The organism is Phytomonospora sp. NPDC050363, from assembly GCF_040655735.1.
GTDB lineage: Bacteria > Actinomycetota > Actinomycetes > Mycobacteriales > Micromonosporaceae > Phytomonospora.
In genome coordinates this window covers 34,821-55,235 of record NZ_JBFAKK010000011.1, presented here as the reverse complement: position 1 = coordinate 55,235, position 20,415 = coordinate 34,821, and the positions used below count along the sequence as shown (strand labels likewise).

Below are 20,415 nucleotides of genomic sequence, written 5' to 3'. Positions count from 1 at the left end.
GCGCTCGGCGGCCGCATCCGATATCGGTCCGACACGCCGAACGGGCGCCGTGTAAGGCCGTCTCGACCGCCGGATCTAGTCTTGCGACATGACCCGAGGACCCCGACCCGCACGACGCGGGCACCGCGACCGGCGCGGCCGTGGCCTGCGTGGTCGCCTGGTGCCCGCGTCGGTGCCGATGGCCCGCACGCGAGCCGAGACTTTCGACGAGCTGGTGCTGTCGGCGGTCGACCAGTTGGAACGTCACCTGGTCGGCCGCGACACCGAAGAGCATCGCAAGGCCGCGCGGCAGTTGCGCGAGGTCGAGTTCGCCGTCGAGGACGTGCCCGGTGAGTTCAACGTGTACGACACCGACGTGCTGGAGGACGGTCAGGTCCCCTTGGCGCGTCTGCTGCCCGCGCAGCCCGGTACCGCCGGGGCGCTGCCGCGGATCGTGCTGTACCGCAGGCCCCTCGAACTGCGCGGTGACGGCGATGAACTCGCCGCCCTGATCAAGGACGTGCTCACCGAGCAGGTCGCCAATCTGCTGGGCATCGATCCGTCCGACTTCGACCCGCCGGAGTAGTCACCGTGCCACCCCGGGGATCTAGGTCTGTGGTCTAGGCGGCCTGCGGCGGGGCCTGCTGCTCGTTGTCGAACCTGGTTTCGAACCCGGTGTCGAACGCGGTCTCGAGTTCGGTGCCGGGCTGGGTGTTGAGCTGGTTGTCGCGTTGAGCGTCGAACTGGGCGCCGGGCTGGATGTTCGGCTCGGTGTTCAGCTCGGTCTCCAGGGTCGGTGCCGGTGCAAGGACCTGCATGACCGGTGCCGTTTGCGCCGCCGCGGCCGCGGCCGCCAGGCGAACCTCGTTGGCGCGCCTTTTGATCTTTCGCCGTTCACGCTCCGACATGCCACCCCAGATGCCGAAACGTTCATCGTGCTGCATCGCGTACTCGAGGCATTCGGTCGTCACCTCGCAGCGCGTGCAGATTCTTTTGGCCTCACGTGTCGAGCCCCCCTTCTCCGGGAAGAACGCCTCCGGGTCGGTCTGCGCGCACAACGCGCGCTCCTGCCACTCGGGGACGCTTCCCAGCAGGTCGGCCAGGATGTCGTGGCCGTCCATTATGTACGCCTCCTCGCTCACCTATCGGCGGTAATTGGCGCCAACCCCCCGCTGTTGCCGGCACTGCCTTCCGACTCGCGGTTGGCAGTCCACTGCGACGGGTTTCCGTCACACCCCTTTGATGAATTACACGCGTGTCATCCGCACTTCGTCAAGCAGAACCTGGTAATAGACCCGTTCGGGCAGGCGAATTAGCAGATTTTGCTCAGCACAAAGCACGCTGCGACGTGTTGGCACCGACCGATAACGGACAGTAGTCCACTCGGGTCACGGGCGTGGTGGCGGGGGCGGGGTTGGGTCGCTGGGGTGACGAGGTGGTGGCGGGGTGGAGGTGGTGGAGACGGGCGGGGGGGGGTGAGGGCTGGCGGCGGTGGGACGGGCTCGGGCAGGCGGGGAGGGGTGCGCCGGGGGTGGGGGCGGGGCTGGAATGGCCGCGGGCGGGCGGAGGAGGGGCGGGGTGGGTTGGGTATGGGCGGGGCGGCGCGGGAGGAGGGGGGCAACGGAGAGTGAGCGGCGGATGGGGGCGGGTCAGGGGCGGGGTGGGGCGCGAGGATCGCCGGGACGGGAGTGGGGTGGGGTGGGGGTGGCGCGGGGCCGAGTGCGAAGCGGGCGATGTGGCGCGGTACAGCGGGGAGCGGCGGCGGGCAGGGCTGAGTGCGCGCTTGAGGCGGTAGAGGAGGGTTGGTCGAGGCAGGGCAGGGGTGGCGAAGACGTGGACGCACCTGCACACATGGCGGCCTGCGGTATGGGGGCGCTGAGCCGGTGGGGTTCGATCGTCGGGAGCGCGAGTCGTGAGCTCCGCGCGATAGGTCCGCCGACCCACGAGCCAGCGGGATGGCGGCGCATCGGGCCGGGCCGGCGAGCCAAGTCGGCTGGAGCGGGGTGGGCTGGAGCGGGGTGGGCCGGCCGGCTTCGGCTGACCGAAAAGATCACGCCACCCGCGCTCGTTCACAGAGGAATGCGAACCCTGTCGGACCGAGGACTTGGCTTAAGTCCCGCCGCGAAGCCTTGCATCAACGCAATCGCGCCTCGAACCAACATGATCGCGGCGACTCGGCCGGAAAGTCGCACGAGATCGAGACTCCGGCCACCCCGATGCGCTCAGCCTGTGTGTTACTCGCCGGTTGTGGATAACGCGTTCGCGGAAACATCCACGCACCCCAAAGGGGCCCCAAGAATCACTCTACGGAGGGGGTATGACATTCGCGCGGCGCCGATGTTCCTGGCGGGTGAACCACATGTCTCCGGGATTCGCAGGTGGGCCACCCAGTCCCGGGAGCGGTCGTCGCCGACCGCGCCAAGTGACTCGCGAAACCTGACAGCGCAACGGAACCCTCAGCACTCGCGTGCCCTCCGCCGTGGCTGACAGTCCGACCGCGGCCGGCCCAGGCCGCAACCGACGCCGGCCGCGCCACGACGCCACGCAGAGGCCCGAGGGACGGGGTGAGGGGGCGGGGCGGGCGGGTCTCCAAGCACGTCCACGTCCAGCCATCCCAGCCGGCACCACACATCGTGCACCCGCCCACGCACACCATTCACACCGCTGTTCCCCATATCTGCGTCCCCGCGTCCCCGCGTGCCCGTCGACGGCCGAGTTGGGCGACGTAGGCGGCCTGGAGGGGCGCCCAGCGCAGCCGCCCCGCGCGCCCGCGCGACAAGGCACCCACGCACCCACGCGCCCACGCCCACGCGCCCACGCGCCCACGCGCCCACGCGCCCACGCGCCCACGCGCCCACCGAGAGCATCCTGACGACGGCCTACGCCCGTCCGGGCCCGCCTCCACCCCGCGAGCACCCATCGACGGCCCAGCTGAGGATGTAAGCGACCTGGAGGGGCACCCAGCGCCGCCCACCCCCACTCCCTGAGGTAGTGAGGCGAGGATGTGGTGTTGGGAAGTACACCCCGCATCCCTCGCCCGCCACGGGCCTCGGACGCCTGGCCCAGCCACATGAAACTCGCACTCCGAGCGCCCACTCACGACGCGGTTGCGGCTGTGAGCGGCCTGGAAGGCCACCCTGCGGCCGACCACGACACGGTTGAGGTTGCGGCGGCCGGCAGGGAAGGCCACTGAGGCCACCCCACACTCCGAGCGCGAACACGCGATGCGACTGCGGTTGCGCGTGGCCTGGAGGGGCACCCAGCGCCCCGCACGCCCACCCCACGCTCCCGCGGGTGAGATTGAGGTGTGGCGTTGGGAAGTGCACCCTGCATCCCGCGCGCCCGCCACTCGTCTCAGACGGCTGGCGTCTGGTACATGGGCCCGCATCCCCGCGCGCTCGCACGCAACGCACTTGAGGCTGTGGGCGAACTGAAGGGCTCCCCACGCTCCCGCGCTGGCCTGCCCGCCTGACCGTGACGACGAGGTCGTAGCGGGTTGCGGCCAGCGCGACACCGTACACGCGGCACCCCGCCACCACCGCGAACCGTGCCCACCGCCCGAGCGCCGCGCACCCTCCGCCTCCCCACCACCACCGCACGCACCCGCCCCGCGCCGCACACCATGCCCCGCCCCCGCACACCCCTTCCCTCACCCACGCAAAACCCGATCGCCGAAGCGACCGGGCTTCACCTCACCCCTCCCCCACCCACGCAAAACCCCGGCCGCCAAAGCGACCGGGGTTCACGTAACACCGTTCCAAACACCCTTCCAAACACCGTTCGAACCGCCACCCCAACCGCCGTCCCCCGCCGCGCGGACCACTCCGGTCCCGCGCCGCGTCCGGCCGGCGTGCCGAGCGTTACTGCTGCGGCGGGTTGTTCGGCTTGCCGATCACCTGCGTGTGCTCATCGTCGGGCTGTCCCCACGCCGGCGGCTGCGGCGGCTGGGGCGCGCCCTGGGGCCCGGGAGCCGGAACGCCCGAAGTGGGCGCCGGGACACCCGACGCGGGAACACCCGACGTCGGCGCGGGCGGACTCGACACGGGCGGCTGCCCGTAAGGGTTCTGCTGCTGGGGCTGACCGATCAGCTGCGTCGCCTCGGCACCGTACTGAGGCGGCTGCTGCCCCGGCTGCTGCGGCTGACCCTGCGGCTGCTGCCCCGCCTGGGGCGGCTGCTGCGGGAACATCTGCGTCGCCTGGTCGTCCTGCGGCGCGCCGTACTGCTGCTGCGGCGGCTGGGGCTGACCGTACGGCGGCGGTTGCGGCTGCCCGTACTGCGGCTGACCCTGCGGCGGCTGACCCTGCGGAGCCTGGTGCTGCTCCGCGGGCGGCTGCCCGTACGGGTTCGGCTGCTGCTGCGGCTGCTGACCGTAGGGCTGCTGCTGCCCGTACTGCTGCTGGCCATAGGGCTGCTGACCGTACTGCGGCTGCTGCCCGTACCCGTACTGCGGCGCGACCGGCTTCGGCGGCTGGAAGTGCAAGAACACCTTCAGCACGACGAACAGCGCGACACCGGCGAGGGCCATGTAGGTCAGGTGGAACAGCACGGCGACGATCAGGTCGCCGGCGTCGGTGCTCGAACCGGTCTCGATGATGCGCACGACCAGGAAGATCAGGTCGAGCAGCAGCACCAGGCCGTATTCGATCAGCGCGACGAGCGAGAAGACCTTGGACTCACCGAGCACCGGCTTGACGTGGCTGACGAGCAGCACCGCCAGCACCGGCCCGAACAGGATCACCGCGTTGTCGCTGATCCGGGCGGAGCTCGCGGCGGTCGAGAAGGTCTCGGCCAGCAGGACCTGCACCAGGTTGAGCAAAATCATCAGACCGGAGGCCGCGATCAGAGCGATGGCGATTATCGGCCGCAATGGTTTCGTAGACACCGCCGCCGTTTCCTTGTCGGCGGTATCGGTGGTCTGGGATGTCACGATTCCTCCTCGGCGAGACCTGTGGTAGCGATGAGCCTATCGGTCCACACCAACCCCGTATCCCCTTCGGGTCCGGGGTCGGCGAGACTATGCGCATGCATGTTGTGGTGTTGGCGGGCGGAATCGGCGGCGCGAGGTTCCTTCTTGGTGTCCGCGAGCTCGGTTTCGACGTGACCGCCGTGGTCAACACCGGCGACGACGTGACCATGCACGGCCTGCGGATCTGCCCGGATCTCGACAGCGTCATGTACACGCTCGGCGGCGGCGCGGACACCGAGCGCGGGTGGGGCCGCGCGGGCGAGTCGTGGGTGATCAAGGAGGAGCTGGCCGCCTACGGTGCCGAGCCGACGTGGTTCGGTCTCGGCGACAAGGACGTGGCCACGCACCTCGTGCGCACCCGCATGCTCGCCGCCGGCAATCCCCTCTCGACCGTCGTGGCCGCCCTGTGCGACCGCTGGCAGCCGGGCATCCGGATGCTCCCGATGAGCGACGAGCGCGTCGAGACGCACGTGGTCACCGAGGGCCGCGCGATCCACTTCCAGGAATGGTGGGTACGCCACCGGGGCCGGGTCCCGGCTGAACGTTTCGTGTTCACCGGCGCGGCCGAGGCGAAACCGGCCGCCGGGGTCCTCGACGCCATCGCGTCGGCCGACCTGATCCTGCTGGCGCCCAGCAACCCGGTCGTGTCGATCGCGCCCATCCTCGCCGTTCCCGGGATCCGCGAGGCGCTCGTCGACGCGTCGGCGCCGGTCATCGGCGTCTCCCCCATCATCGGCGGGGCTCCGGTGCGCGGCATGGCCGACCGCTGCCTGGCCACGATCGGGGTCGAGGTCAGCGCCGCGGGAGTCGGCGCGCTCTACGGATCCGAACTCCTCGACGGCTGGCTCGTCGATGACAGCGACGCCGATACCGCGGTCGAGGGCGTGCCGGTCCGTTCACGTCCCTTGTGGATGACCGACACCGCCGCCACCGCCGGCATCGTGCGCGAGGCCGTCGACCTGGCGGGCCTGTCGTGACCGTGCGCATCCTTCCGGTGCGCGGGATCGGCGAGGTCCGGGCCGGCGACGACCTCGCGGCGCTGATCGCCGGCGCGGCCGAACTCGCCGACGGCGACATCCTCGCCGTCACCAGCAAGATCGTCAGCAAGTCCGAGGGCCGGGTCGTGCGCGGCGACCGGGAGGCCGCCATCGACGCCGAGTCGGCGGCCCTGGTCGCCCGTCGCGGCCCGACGCGGATCGTGCGCACGCACCACGGGCTGGTGCTCGCCGCCGCCGGCATCGACGCGTCCAATGTGGAGCCCGGCTCGATCGTGCTGCTGCCGAAGGACTCCGACGCCTCGGCCCGCGCACTTCGCCGCGAGCTCAAGGAGCGCTTCGGCGTCACCGTCGCCGTCCTGGTCACCGACACGCTCGGGCGCGCCTGGCGGCTCGGGCAGACCGACACCGCGATCGGGGCCGCCGGCATCGCGCCGCTGCGCCAGTTCGAGGGGCAGCTCGATCCCTACGGCAACAAGCTCGCCGTCACCGCTCCGGCGGTCGCCGACGAGCTGGCGGGCGCCACCGACCTGGTGAAGGGCAAGACGAGCGGTGTTCCCGTCGCGATCGTCCGCGGCCTCGCCGAGCTGGTCACCGAGGAGGACGGGCCCGGCGCCGCGGCGCTCGTGCGCCCGGCCGCCGAGGACATGTTCCGGCTCGGTGTCGACGAGGCCCGCGGCGAGGGCCATCGGGAGGCGGTCGCGCTGCGCCGCTCGGTACGCGACTTCACCGGCCGGGCGGTCGATCCGGCGATCATCGAGCGGGCCGTCGCCGCCGCCCTGACCGCGCCCGCCCCGCACCACAGCGTGCCCTGGCGCTTCGTGCACGTGTCGACGCCGGAGCTCCGCGAGGCGCTGCTGACGGCGATGCGGGACGCCTGGATCGCCGATCTGCGCGGTGACGGCTTCAGCGAGGCCTCCATCGACAAGCGTGTCGCTCGTGGCGGAATCCTCTGGCGCGCAAGGGAACTCGTCGTGCCGTGCCTCGTGCGCGAGGCCGCCCACGACTATCCCGACGCGCGCCGCGCCGACGCCGAGCGCACGATGTTCCACGTCGCCATGGGCGCCGGCGTGGAGAACTTCCTGGTGTCGCTGGCCGCCGAAGGCGTCGGCTCGTGCTGGGTGTCGTCCACGTTGTTCTGCCCGGACGTCGTCGGCTCGGTCCTCGACCTTCCCGGGGGCTGGGAACCGATGGGCGCCGTGGCCGTCGGGTACCCCGCCGAGGCGGCGAAACCGCGTCCTCCCAGGCCCACCGGGGACTACCTGCTCCATAGGTGACACCCGTACTGTTGCTCACGTAGCGTTTGGTATCAATGACACTCACCGACAGTGGCGGGAGGGTGCGGATGAGGCCACCGGAGCATGCGGTCGCCATCGTGCTCAATGTGGACGGACGGCAGACCGGGCTCGGATTCCTCATCGGGCCGAAGGAGCTGGTGACCTGCGCACACGTGGTCAACACCGCGATAGGCCGCAAGCGTTCCGACCGGTCACCGCCCGACGGTCCGCTGCGCGTGCGCTTCCCCTTCGCCGCGGGCAAAGGGGAGGTCACCGCGACGGTCTCGGCGTGGTTTCGCTCCGACGAGCCCGGCGGTGACGCCGACCTGGCGATCCTGGCCCTGCCGCCGGGAGCCACCGAGGGCATCGAGCCACTCGCCCTGGCCGACCGGGCCGACAGCGGAATAGACGTGCAGATGTGCGGCCCCTCGACGCATGGTCTGCAGCACGTCCGCGGTCTCCTCGTCGGGCAGGCCGGGCTCGGGCGCCTCCAGATCGACCAGAACCGCGGCGGAGCGTTCCGCGTCGCCTCGGGCTTCAGCGGCGGCCCGGTGTGGCGGCAGTCGACCGGCGAGGTCGTCGGGGTCATGCGCGCCGCCTCCCTCGACGAGGACGCCTCGGCCGCCGAGTGCATCGACATCGCGGTGCTGCATCGTCTGCGCAGCGGCCGCCGTCACGCTCCCGACCGGCCCTCGCCCGGCGCGCGCTCCCCGATCGTCCTCCAGCTCGGCGGCACCCGGTTCACCCGGCATGACCGGGGTGCGGCGTCACTGCTGGCAGAGGCGATCCTGGCCGACCTGGCGCGGCTTGAGCACGAGCACCGGCTGCGGCCGAACCTGCTCGTCGTCGCCGGCGACTTGACCGAGGGCGCAAGGCCGCCCGAGTTCGATGTCGCCGCGCTCTTCTTGAACCGCATCACCGAGACCCTCGACATCGGCGCCGAGCGGATCGTGCTCGTCCCGGGCCGAAGCGACGTGAACACGCGTCTGTGCGAGGCGTACTTCGCGCAGTGCGCGGAGTACGACGAGGAGCCGATAGCGCCCTATTGGGACAAGTGGGGGCCCTACTCGGCGCTGCTGGAGCGACTGACGGGCCGCCCGCTGTCGAGGGCCGAGCCCTGGCGCGCGCACGAGCTGGCGCGTCCGCCGGTCTCGGTGACCGCGCTCAACTCGACCTTCGGCCAAAGCCACCTCCCGGACAGCACGGAGGGCTACTACGGCGAGGCGCAGCTTCGCTGGATGGCCGCGCAGTCCCAGGATGCCCGCCGGGCCGCGCATGTCGTCGTGAGCCACCACGCGCTCCTGTCGGCGCCGCCCTCGCGGGATCCGGAGATCCAGCGGGCGGCGCGGACGGTGCAGGCGGGTGCCGACCTGATCCTCGCCGCCGAGGCCGATCCCCGCGTGCCGCCTTTAGCGCACAACGGACGCGCGCCGGTGCTGACCGTCGCCGGTCGCGATCGCTATCACCTGGTGCACATCCAGCCCGGCGACATCGAGATCTACGCACGTCGCCGTGACGCGGGCACCGGGCGCTTCGTCGGCGACACCGGCATCGATCCCGACGGCGACGACTGGCGGCTGCGCCTCACCCGCCCCGTCACCGGCCAGACGGCGCCGCCGCAGCCTCCGGCGGCCGACCCGAAGCCGCCCTCGCGCCTCACCGAGAACCTGCGGTTGGTGCAGGAGGCCAGTCAGCTGCGCGACCCCGACGCGCTCTTCCACCCGCACGAACCCGGCGACTCCAACGGTTTCGCCTACCTGCGCGCCATCCGTCGGCACGACTTCGGTGACGGCCTGGAACCCGCCGGGGAGTACCTGATCGGCGTGCTCAACGGTCCGCCCGACCGCGCCGACCTCGACCGCTTCCGCACCGAGGTCATCGATCTGTTCCGCAGCCCCGGATCACCCCCGCCGGCCCGCTTGGTCTACTTCGGACAACTGGCCGAAGTGACGGTCGCCGCGTACGCACAGCGCCTGGGCATACACGTCGAGAGCTTCCAGCGCTTCCAGCGCGGCTGGGATCCGCGACGCTTCGTCGCCTGGCAGGAGGTGGACCTGGCCAGCGACCGCCGCTATCCACCGCAGCTCTACATACCGCAGGGCTTCCAGGAACTCGGCCCGCGCGGCATAGCCGTCGACGAACTCGGCCGCGACAGCGACGCCGACCGCCAGGGCCTCCCCGAGCGGGTCGCCAGCTGGCTGCGGGAGCCCTACGGGCACCTGATCGTCGTGCTGGGGGCCGCCGGGTCGGGCAAGACGTTCTTCCTGCGCACCCTCGCCCGCGAGCTGTCGCATGTGGACTCGCCCGTGACGCCGATCTACCTTCCCGTGCGGGATCTGGACCGGCTTCCCGAGATCGACGAGGTCGTCGCCGCCTATCTCACGCGCGCCGGCGAGGAGCGGCTCAACCCGACACGCTTCAACTACCTGCTCAAAGAGGGCCGCATAGCCCTCCTCCTGGACGGACTCGACGAGCTCACCGCCCAGTCGAGCTACGAGCGGGCCATCGGGCACCTGCGCGAGATCGGCAGCAAGGCCGAGCGCCTCGCCAAGATAGTCGTGACGGCACGGGATGTGGAGTTCCTGTCCAACAGCGCCGTCCTCGACGCCCTCGGCGGCACCAGCGCGGTCACCGAAGGCCGCCGGGCGCTGCGGATCGCGGAGTTCTCCAGCGCCCAGATCGAGGAGTTCCTGACCCGGCTGCTCGGCTCCGAGGAGGACGCCCGGCGACGGATAGAACTCCTCGGCGGGCTCGGGCAGCTGCCCGAGGTGGCGCGCAACCCGCGCATGCTGTCCTTCATCGCCGAGATCGGCGAGGAACGCCTCATGCAGGCCAGGGCCGACGGGGAGGGCCGCCTCACCGGCGCCGACCTCTACCGCCAGGTCCTCGACCAGTGGATAACCGGCGAGCTCGCCCGGCTGACCCGCCCGAGCCAGCTGCCGCCCCTCAACGCCGCCGAACTCTGGCAGGCCGTGCGGACCCTCGCGCTGCACCTGTGGCGCACCGACCGCGAACACGCCACCATCGACGACCTCGGCCTCGCCGCGGCCGCACTGTCCAAACTGGACGACGATCCGCTCGCCGGTCCCCCGCCCGAGGCCGACGTCCGCGTCCACCAGCTCGGGGCCGGCAGCCTGCTGGTCCGGCACGAGGACGGTGAACTGGGCTTCATACACCGCTCGATCCGGGAGTGGCTGGTCGCTCAGGCACTGTCGCCCCTCCCGGCGCACGACCCCTCGGCTCCCCTCTCCATGCACCGGGTCACCAGCCAGACCGCGAGTTTCCTCTGCGAGATCAACGGCCGACGCGCGGTCTGGGCATGGATAGACGGCCTCACCGCGGTACCGGGCGCCACCGCCATCGCGCAGGACAACGCCCTGGCCCTCCAGCGCTTCGTGGGCCGCCGTCCGCCGACCAACCGGTCGCGGCCGCCCGGCGGCGGCGCCCCGGCCGTCGGGGATCCGCACGACCTGACGACGCTGTACCTGGGCGCCGACATGCGGCTGTACGACCTGCGCAACCGACAGCTCACCAACCACGACTTCACCGGTGCCAAGCTCCAGCGCGCCGACATGTCCGGCAACGATCTCACCGGCGTGCGCTTCACCCGCGTCAACCTCGGCGGCGCGCAGCTCGTCGGGGCGAAGCTCACCGACGCGAGCCTCGTCGAGGCCGACGCGACCGGCGCCAACTTCAACGGCGCCGACCTCTCGCGCACCCTGCTCGACAGGGCCCGACTATGGCGGGCGTCCCTGCTGGGCACGAAGGTGGAACCGGCCGCGCTGGCCAAGGCCGACACCACCGGCGCGGCCACACCGACGACCCCGATGACCGTCCAGTTGCGGGCGTCCAAAGTGGGCGAGATCGCGGCCGTCGAACCCAACAACCAGCTCGTGGTCTCCGGCGACAAGCACGGCTGGCTGCACCTGTGGGACCTGGAGACCGGCACGCCGGTCCGCCAGTGGAAGGCGCTGCGCGGCCCGATCCGCTCGCTGTGCTGGTCCCCCGACGGACGCCGTGTCCTGGCCGGCGGCGACGGCGCCTCGATCTCGAACACCCTGTGCGGGGAGGTCGACGTCTCCTGGGGCGAAAGCGAGATGGTCGCCGCGGTGGCGTGGTCGCCACAGGCCGACCGGATCGCCACCGCACATCCACAAGGGACGGTCTCGGTCCGCTCCGCCGACTCCGGCGAGGCGCTCCAGGTCGTCCGGCCACTGACGAAGGCACGCACGCTGGCGTGGTCGCCCGACGGCGCCCATCTCGCCGTCGGCGGTGACAACAGCTTCGTGGTCATCGAACCCGGCGAGTCCGAGGCCCTCGCCCGCTGCGAGACACTGAGCGAGACACGCGTCCTCGCCTGGTCCCCCGACGGCCACCACATCGCCTCCGGCCACGCCGACGGCACCGTCGAGACCTGGTCGACGACCCGGTACACCAGCGAGGACACCGTTCACGCCCACCCGTCGGCCGTGCGGGCGCTCGCCTGGAGCCCCGACGGGACCGGCCTGTTCTCCGGTGGCGAGGACGGCTGGGCGCGCAGGTGGCACGTGTGGAAGCTGCGGGAGGCCGGAAGCGTCGAGCACAGCTCCTCGGCGATCCGCTCGAAGGTGCGCTCGCTCGGGTTGTCGCCTGACGGGACACGGCTGGTCACGGCCGGAGGTGCCGACGGCATCCGGGCCTGGACCCTCGGCGAGCCTCCCAAGCAGGCGTGGCAGCGGCGTGACAAGGCCGAGGGCGCGACCGCCGCGCGGCCGGACTGGATCCGGACGGCCTCGTGGTCGCCCGACGGCCGGCACATCGTCTCCGGCAGCGAGGGCGGTGAGCTGCGCATCTGGAGTCTCGACAGCGGAGGGACGATCCGGAAGCGATACCAGCATCCGCAGGCGATCCTGTCGGCAGACTGGAGCGGCGACGGGACGAAGCTGGCGACCGGCAGCAACGACGGCGTGATCGCGCTGTGGCAGCACACGCTCAAGCCAGAGCCGTCGTGGACGGGCGGGGCGTGGGTACGCGCGGTGCGCTGGTCGCCGGACGGTTCGCTGCTGGCGAGCGGAAGCGACGACGAGTACGTGCACGTCTGGGTGGCGTCCCGGCGCGATCCCGTGCACCGATGGCGTCTCGGCGGCCGGGTCCGCGACCTGGTGTGGTCGCTCGACGGGCAGCGGGTCTTCGCGGCGGGCTCGGCGGGCGCGATCGGGTGCTGGAACGCCGAGAACGGCCGCAACGTGTGGCGCAAGTCCACGATGGAGCACACCATCTGGGCGCTGTGCGTCACCGAGACCCTGGTGCTGACCGGGGATTCGGCGCGGACGCTGCGGCTGCACTCGGCCGGCGACGGCACCGAGATCGCCGCGTGGGAGGCGCACAACGGCTCGGTGACGGCGATCGCGTGGAACCAGTGGGAGCACCAGATCATCTCGGCGGGCACCGACGGGCACGTGCGGATCTGGGATCCCAACACCCACGGCGTGATCTGCGAGTGGCTGGCGCACGCCGGCTGGATCACCTCGCTGTCCCTGTCACCGGATGGCGCGCACCTGCTCACCAGCGGCGACGACAACGTGCTGCGGATCTGGCGCGCGCGGACCGGGGAGCCGGTGGCCACGCTCGTGCCGCTGTCCAACGGACGCGAGGCGGTCTTGTACGGCGACGGCCTGACGTACAAGCTGAACGGGAACGCCGACGGGCGCTTCTGGTACGCCGCCGCGCAGGTGCGCTTCGAGCCGACCGAGGCCGACGAGTACGTGCCGGATCTGGTGCGAGTGGCGGAGAACCACCCGATTCTGTGAGCGTGTGACGGAGGGGAGCAGATGGGGGCCGAGCAGGCGGTGGCGAGGATCCACCGGGGCAATGGGGGGACGGCCGGGCTGGCGTTCCTCGTCGCCGGTGGACGACTGGCGACGTGCGCGCACGTGGTGAACACCGCCCTCGGGCGCCGGGACAGGCGGGACGTGACGCGGCCCGAGGGCGTCGTGCGGCTCCGCTTCGCCTTCGCACCCGCGGAAGTGCACTCGGCGACCATTGCCGAGTGGCTGCCGTCGGGGGTGTGGGGCGACGACCGCGACCTGGCGATCCTCGCCCTCGCCGGTCCCCCGCCCGACGGGCTCCCGGAACTCGCGATCGCCGAAACCGTGCCCGATTCGCCGCTGCCGGTGCAGTTGTGCGGCCCCGACACCGACCGGCTCAAGCACGTCCTCGGCACGCTCGTTGGCGCCACCGGCAACGGGCTGCGCCAGATCGACCAGCGGCGTTCCGGCGCGCACCTGGCGCACGCCGGCTTCAGCGGCGGGCCGGTCTGGAACGGCGACGGCGAGGTCGTCGGCGTACTGCGAGCGGTCCGCGAAGGCAACTCCGACGCCGACTGCATCGACCCCGGATGGCTGCGCGAGCGCCTGACCCCCCGCCGACCCGAACGGCCCGAGGGTGTCGTCGACATCCTCCAGATCGGGCCGCTGCGGCTTGCCGAGTCGACCGCCGCGCAACAGATCGAGGACCTGCTGTCGGGCATCGCGTCGACCTGCTCGGCGAACGACCTCGCCCCGGACGTGGTGGTCTTCTGCGGGGACCTCACCGCGAGCGCGAGCGCCGCCGAGTACCGGCTGGTCGCGGGTCTCGTCGAGCGGTTGCGTTCCCGGCTGGCGCTTCCGGCGGGGCGGGTTCTGACGGTGCCGGGGCCGGCCGACGTCAACGCGCGTTTGTGCGAGACGCATTTCGTTGCGCACGAGGTGATGGAGGAGGCGCCGGTCCCGCCGTACTGGGACAAGTGGCTGCCGTACTCGAAGTTTTTGTCCGATGTGGACGGCGAGCCGCTGGCCCGCGATCTTCCCTGGCGGATGCTGGCGGTGCCGGAGCTGCGGCTGGTGCTGGCGGGAATGAACTCGACGATGGCGCACAGCCACCGGCCGGCCGACGCGCGTGCCGAGTTCGGCGAGCAGCAGTCGGCGTGGTTCGCGGGGCAGCTGGCCGAGTTGGAGTTCGCGGGCTGGAAGAAGGTCGCGGTGACCGCCGAGCTTCCACCGTCGGCGTACGCCGACGGGTTCGCCGGGCGTTTCGGCGGCCGGCTCGATCTGGTGCTGGCGGGGTCGGCGGAGGTCGAGCGGGTCGGCGAGATCCCGGTCGTGGTGCCCGGGGAGTCCTTCCGGGTGCTGCGGCTGGTCTCGACGGAGGACGCGGGTTCGGAGCCGGCGGACGACTTCACGGTCGTCCTCGGCCGGCGGCTCGCCATCGCCGCGTCCGCGCTCGCGAGCGTCGGCGAGTCCGTGCTCGACCGGGTGGTGACGGCGCTGGAGTACGAGTACCCCGACGCCGATCTGCGGCCGGTGCGCCACGCGCCGGTGCCGTACGTGCGGGTCATCAAGCGCTATCGCAGTGGTGACCGGCTCATCCCGAGCGACGAGCTGCTGATCGGCGTGGAGCCGCGTGAGGCGACCGTCGAGCGCATCGACGCGTTTCGTCGTCTCGTCGACCGGTTCCACACGCCGGGGACGAAGTCGGTCTACCCCTTCGTCTACTTCGGAGGGCTGGCGACGGCCGACGCCGCCGCCTTCGGGCAGCGGCACCAGATCCTGCTGCAGAGCTTCGCCGACTTCCAGTACAAGTGGGATCCGCGGCACTTCACCGGCTGGCAGCTGCGCGAACTCGACGCCGACGGCCGCTACCCGGCCGGGTTGTACATTCCGCAGCGCTTCACCGAGTTCGGTCCGGGCGACGTCGCGCGGGCGGGTACGTCGGCGGGGCTGACCGAGCGGGTCATCGAGTGGTTCGGGGAGGACCAGTCGCACCTGATCGTGGTGCTGGGCAGCGCGGGGACGGGCAAGACCTTCTTCATGCGAATGCTGGCGCGCGAGATGTCGGCCTCGGCTTCGGCACCGACACCGGTGTACCTCCAGTTGCGGGATCTGGAGCGGATCCCGCTGCTCGACGAGCTGGTGGCGCGGCAGTTCGCCAAGGCGCGCGAGCACCGCCTGCCGGTCGACCGCTTCAACTACTACCTGCGTGAGGGCCGGATCGCTCTGCTGCTGGACGGTCTCGACGAGCTGACCGTGCAGGGCGGGTGGGACAAGGCGATCGGGTACCTCACCGAGATCCGCGAGAAGGTCACCGGCAAGGCGATGATCGTGGTGACCGCGCGCGACGAGGAGTTCCTGTCGAACCGGGAGGTCGAGCGGGTCCTGCGGCAGGGCACCGGATCCATCGGCCGCAGGTCCTTTCGGATCGAGCGGTTCACCTTCGACCAGGTGGCGCGTTTCCTGGAGCGGCTGCTCGGCAGCGCCGAGGCGGCCGATGAACGTCTGGAGCTGTTGCGGGGCTTCGGTTCGATCCCCGAGGTGGCGCGCAACCCGCGGATGCTGTCGTTCATCGCCGGTATCGAGCCCGAACGGCTGCGGCGGGCGCGGGAGGCCAGTCACGGCGGTGGCCTGAACTCGGCGGAGCTGTACCGGCAGGTCATCGAGCAGTGGAAGGACCGCGAGGAGGAGCGCCTGCGCAGGGACGATCAGGCGCCCGCGCTGGACCGGACGCAGCTGTGGGAGGCGGTGAGCCGGCTCGCGGTGAACCTGTGGCGGACCGGCCGGGAGGCGCTGACCGTCGACGAACTGGGCGACGCGGCGCAAGTGCTGTCGCATGTGGACACGCAGGCGCAGGTGCACCAGATCAGCTCGGGGAGCCTGCTGGTGCGGGGCGAGGACGGGAAGCTCGGGTTCATCCACCGCTCGGTGCTGGAGTGGTTCGTCGCCGAGGCGGTCGTGCGGGACCCCGACATCGCCGAGGCGATGGGCACCCTCCGGCTCTCCGACCAGGCCGCGCGCTTCGTCGCGGAGATGAAGCCCGAGGTCCCGCTGCGGGCACCGGAGGGCTGGGCGCCGGCCGACCCGAGGATCGCGACGTACCAGGCGAACGCGGGACTGGCGAGCAAGTACGTGCCGGGAGACTCGCGGGGAGCCTGGAGCGTCACCCAGCTGGACTACACGGGCGCGAACCTGGAGGGCTTCAACTCAGAAGGCCAGACGCTGGTGGGGACGAGTTTCCGCAGGGCGCACTCGCCGAACGCCGACTTCCGGGGCAAGGACCTGACGAGGACGGACTGGACGGGGGCGAACCTGCGAGGGGCGGACTTCTCGGGGGCGGTGCTCAAGGACGCGATCCTGGACGCTGACCTGACCGGCGCGAAGCTGCTGGGCGCGGATCTGACGGGGGCGCGGCTGGCGGGGGCGAAGCTGGATCGGGCGGCGCTGACCGGGGCGAAGGTGACGCCGGAGCAGTTGGCGGAGGCGGAGACGGTGGTGGGGGCGGCGTTGCCGGAAGGGCGGTTGACGCCGCAGATCCGGTTTTCGGCGGGGGAGGTCGCGGCGGTCGACCCGCGACGGAGTGTGCTGGCGACAGGTGACGGCAACGGCTGGGTCCAGCTGTGGTCGCTGCCCGAGCTGAGCCCGATCCGGAGCTGGCGCGCGCTGCCCGGTGGCGTTCGCGCTCTTGCCTGGTCGAGCGACGGAGCCCGGCTGCTGGTCGGCGGGGACGGGCCTCTCTGCTGCTGGCACGGAGACGGAACGCTCGACTGGTCGATGGGGGACAACCTCTCCGGAGTGAGCCTGCTTGCCTGGAACCGCGTCGATGGGCGCATCGCCTGCGTCAGAAGCAGTCCGTCCCGTCTGGACGTCGTCGACGGCCACCTCGGCGTGGTTCCCGACCTCTACAAACTCGGCCCTCTGCCGATCGCGGCCATCGGCTGGTCCCCCGACGGGACGACGCTGGCGATCGCGGCCGAAAGGGGCGGTGAGATCCACCTCGCCCAAGGCAGGCGGAGCACTCGCCACCGGCTCGCTCCCGATGACAGCCGGATCTGGTCCCTCGCCTGGTCGCCGTCGTCGACGCGGCTTGCGATCGGCTTTGCCGAGCAAGTGCGCATCCTGGATCTCGCCGCCATGAAGGCTTCCAGTTTCTCGACCGTCGTGCCGTCGGCGCGCGCCCTCGCGTGGTCTCCGGGCGAAGAGGTGATCCTCGTCGGCGATGGCGAAGGCGGCGGTAACGAGTACTTCGTCGGCGAAGGCTCACCCCGGCGCGGATTCGGCATGGGCACCGGCCCCGTGACGGCCGTCGCCTACCTCGACGACGACGGTTTCCTCGTGCACACCGCTGGAGGAACGCAAGTCCTCTCGGCGGAGTTCCACTCCCTGTCCGCGAGGCGCTCTCCCGCTTCCATTCGCTCGGCGGCCTGGTCGGCCGACGGGAGGCAGATCATCGCAGCCGACGCGACGGGAGTGCTGAGGCTGTGGGAGGCCCGTCAAGGGACGGTCCTGTGGGCGCGGCCAACGGCCGATTCCCGCATGCTCACCGACTGGTCGCCGATCGGGCACACGGCCACCGCCGACCTGTCCGGCGCCGTCACCGTGATACCCGGAGGCGGGCACTACGGGAGGGCGTGGCAGGAACCCGCTGCGGTCTTCGCGCTGCGCTGGTCTGCCGACTCCCGCCACGTCGCCGTCGGCGGGCAGGACGGCGTGGTCCGGCTGCGGGATCCGTTGGGAACGCTGATACGGGAGTGGCGGCTGCGGGGTCGCGTCAACGACCTCGGGTGGGACGGCGCGGGCGTCCTCTACGCCATCGGCACGCACGGTCTCGCCAGATACGGCCTGGCGTCACCCGGAGCCGACTGGGAGATCAGCGCCGGGAGTCGCATTCCGAACAGCCTCTCCCTGCGGTCCCAAGACCAGTCCATCGCCGTCGGCCTCAAGGAAGGCGGCATCCGGCTCCATGGCAAGGCCGACGGCCGCCTCGAAGCCGAGTGGGCCGCCCACACCGGAGGTGTCACGAGCCTTTCCCACTCACTGCGGGGAGACCTTCTGGCCAGCGGCGGCGAGGACGGCATGGTCCGGCTGTGGCATGGCCAAACCCTGCGGCAGGAGTGGAGCGCCCACGCCGGAAGGGTGACCGTCGTCGACCACTCCCCCGACGGCAGGCATCTGCTCACCGCCGGCGACGACGGGGTCCTGCGCGTGTGGGACCACGACGGCGAACTCACCGCCACGCTCATCCCCCTCGAAAACAACGGAAGCGCCGCCGTTACCGGGGGCGTGCCCGATTTCAAGCTCGACGGTGAACTCGACGGCGAGTTCTGGTGCGCCTCCGGCCAGGTCGCCATCGACCGGCTCGACCTCCTGAAGGGCTCGGGCCTGCGACGTCTTCGCGCCGACGAACCGCTCTGGGACCGAGCTTCGGACCACCAGCCCCACCACCCGTAGGAAGCGTCCGGCCACCGTCCCCGCCGAAGCGGGAACGGTGGCCGAATACCCTCAAGCCCAGCTCAGGCCGGTCAGACCAGGCTGTCCTGCCACTGCGCGTGCAGATCCGCATAGTGCCCGCCGCCGTCGATGAGGGCCGAGGGCGGCCCGTCCTCGACGATGATCCCCTTCTCCAGCACCAGAACACGGTCGGCGATCTCCACCGTGGACAGTCGGTGGGCGATGACGATCGCGGTCCGGTCGGCGAGGATCGTGCGCAGCGCGCGCTGCACCAGCCGCTCGCTGGGGATGTCCAGCGACGAGGTGGCCTCGTCGAGGATCAGCACCCGGGGGTCGGCAAGGAAGGCCCGTGCGAAGGCGACCAACTGCCGCTGCCCCGCCGACAGCCGGCCGCCGCGTTTACGGACGTCGGTGTCGTAGCCCTCGGGCAGGGCGGTGATGAACTCGTGCGCCCCGATGGCCTTGGCGGCCTCCTCGATCTGGTCGCGGGTCGCGTCGGGTTTGCCGAAGGCGATGTTCTCGCCGATGGTCCCGGCGAACAGGAAGTTCTCCTGCGTCACCATCGCCACCGCCCGGCGCAGGTCCGGTTCGGCGACGTCCTTGAGCGAGGTCCCGTCGAGGGTCACGACGCCGTCGCTGGGGTCGTAGAAGCGCGACACCAGTTTGGCGATGGTCGTCTTGCCCGCACCCGTCGCCCCGACGAGCGCGACCGTCTGACCGGCCGGGATCGTCAGGTTGAAGGTCGGCAGGACCACCTTGTCCTTGTGGTACCAGAACCGCACGTCGGCGAAGCGCAGCTCACCGCGCGGATTCGGCAGCGCCACCGGGGCGACCGGTGCCGGCACGTCGGGCTTCTCGTCGAGGACACCGGCGAGCTTCTCCAGCGCCGCGTTGGCCGACTGGAGCGTGTTGTAGAACATCGACAGTTCCTGCATCGGGTCGAAGAACCGGCGCAGGTACAGCACGAACGCGGCCAGCACACCGACGTCGGTCTGCCCTTGGAGGACGCGGTATCCGCCGTAGGCGAGCACGATCGCGGTGGTCGCGTTGCCGATGCCCTTGACACCGCCGGCGAAGACCGCCGACATCCGGTGCCCGGTGACGTTGGCCTCGCGGTTGTCCTCGTTGAGGTCGTCGAAGATGGTCTGGTTGCGGCGTTCGCGACGGTAGGCCTGCACCGCGCGGACCCCGCCCATCGACTCCACGAAGTAGACGATCACCAGGGCGATCGTCTCGCGCGTCTTGCGGTAGACGATCGAGGAGTTGACGCGGAACCAGTTCGACAGCCAGCCCATCACCGGGAACGACAGCAGCGCCACGAGGGCGAGCATCGGGTCGAGCCACAGGAGCAGGCCGGTGATGGTGATGATGCTCAGCGCGGACAGGACGAGGTCGTTGAGCCCGCCGTCGGCGAGTTCGCGGATGGCGTCCATGTCGCTGGTCATCCGGGCGACCACGCGGCCGGAGGTGAAGCGCTCGTGGAAGGCGATGGAGAGCTTCTGGAAGTGGCGGAAGACCCTGCGGCGCAGGTCGAGCAGCAGGGCCTGGCTGACGCGGCCGCTCAGCGACAGGAAGCCGCGCTTGGTGAGGTACTCGATGAGGATCGACACGAAGAAGACCACGCCGACGACGGTGAGGATCGTGTAGTCCTTGTCGGCGATGATCGGCGGGATTCCCGAGTCGATGCCCATCTGCACCAGGAGCGGTCCGGCCATGCCGGCGCCGTTCTGGAGGAGCAGGAGGGCGATGACCAGGCCGAGCTTCTTCTTGTGGGGCCGAAGGAGCGAGGCGAGCAGCGACCGGCCGCGGGCGCGCAGCTTCTTGATCGAGGCGGCGTCGTCGAGTTCGGCGGTGGTGCGGTCGGCCTCCTCCGACTCGGCGATCCCGCGCCAGGCGTGGGAGTCCTTCGGTTTGTCGATCGCCTTGGCGACCGGGCTCTGCTTCTCTTGCACGTCGACGC

General features: G+C 71.2%; 7 protein-coding genes and 1 pseudogene. 5 read left to right on the top strand and 3 right to left on the bottom strand.

Annotation, left to right across the window (positions count from 1 at the left end):
- Window positions 1-88 precede the first annotated feature (88 nt).
- On the top strand, window positions 89-565 hold the full coding sequence (locus AB0I28_RS26985; protein ID WP_357497871.1) for a metallopeptidase family protein: 477 nt from the start codon (window positions 89-91) through the stop codon (window positions 563-565).
- Window positions 566-854: 289 nt separating this feature from the next.
- Here the strand turns inward: AB0I28_RS26985 and AB0I28_RS26980 are convergent.
- Together AB0I28_RS26980 and AB0I28_RS26975 are read right to left on the bottom strand one after the other, a co-directional pair.
- A pseudogene (locus AB0I28_RS26980) lies at window positions 855-1,100 on the bottom strand (WhiB family transcriptional regulator); the annotation flags it as partial.
- 2,739 nt (window positions 1,101-3,839) lie between these two features.
- Window positions 3,840-4,907, bottom strand: a complete 1,068-nt coding sequence (locus AB0I28_RS26975) for a hypothetical protein (protein ID WP_357497870.1) — start codon at window positions 4,905-4,907, stop codon at window positions 3,840-3,842.
- Window positions 4,908-5,002: 95 nt separating this feature from the next.
- On the opposite strand from AB0I28_RS26975, the gene cofD reads away from it, so the two are divergent.
- From cofD to AB0I28_RS26955, 4 genes are all read left to right on the top strand, one after another.
- Entirely contained in the window at window positions 5,003-5,923 is a 921-nt protein-coding gene (cofD, locus tag AB0I28_RS26970) for a 2-phospho-L-lactate transferase (RefSeq protein ID WP_357497868.1), read from the top strand.
- Window positions 5,920-7,218, top strand: a complete 1,299-nt coding sequence (locus AB0I28_RS26965) for a coenzyme F420-0:L-glutamate ligase (RefSeq protein WP_357497866.1) — start codon at window positions 5,920-5,922, stop codon at window positions 7,216-7,218. The genes cofD and AB0I28_RS26965 overlap by 4 nt, the downstream gene beginning before the upstream one ends.
- A 68-nt stretch (window positions 7,219-7,286) precedes the next feature.
- A complete protein-coding gene (locus tag AB0I28_RS26960; RefSeq protein ID WP_357497864.1) occupies window positions 7,287-13,007 on the top strand; it encodes a pentapeptide repeat-containing protein in 5,721 nt (1,906 codons plus the stop codon).
- 21 nt (window positions 13,008-13,028) lie between these two features.
- Window positions 13,029-18,455 (top strand): pentapeptide repeat-containing protein, encoded by a 5,427-nt coding sequence (locus tag AB0I28_RS26955; RefSeq protein WP_357497862.1) that lies wholly within the window; start codon window positions 13,029-13,031, stop codon window positions 18,453-18,455.
- Window positions 18,456-18,526: 71 nt separating this feature from the next.
- Here the strand turns inward: AB0I28_RS26955 and AB0I28_RS26950 are convergent, their stop codons facing one another.
- Entirely contained in the window at window positions 18,527-20,407 is a 1,881-nt protein-coding gene (locus AB0I28_RS26950; protein ID WP_357498261.1) for an ABC transporter ATP-binding protein, read from the bottom strand.
- Window positions 20,408-20,415 lie beyond the last annotated feature (8 nt).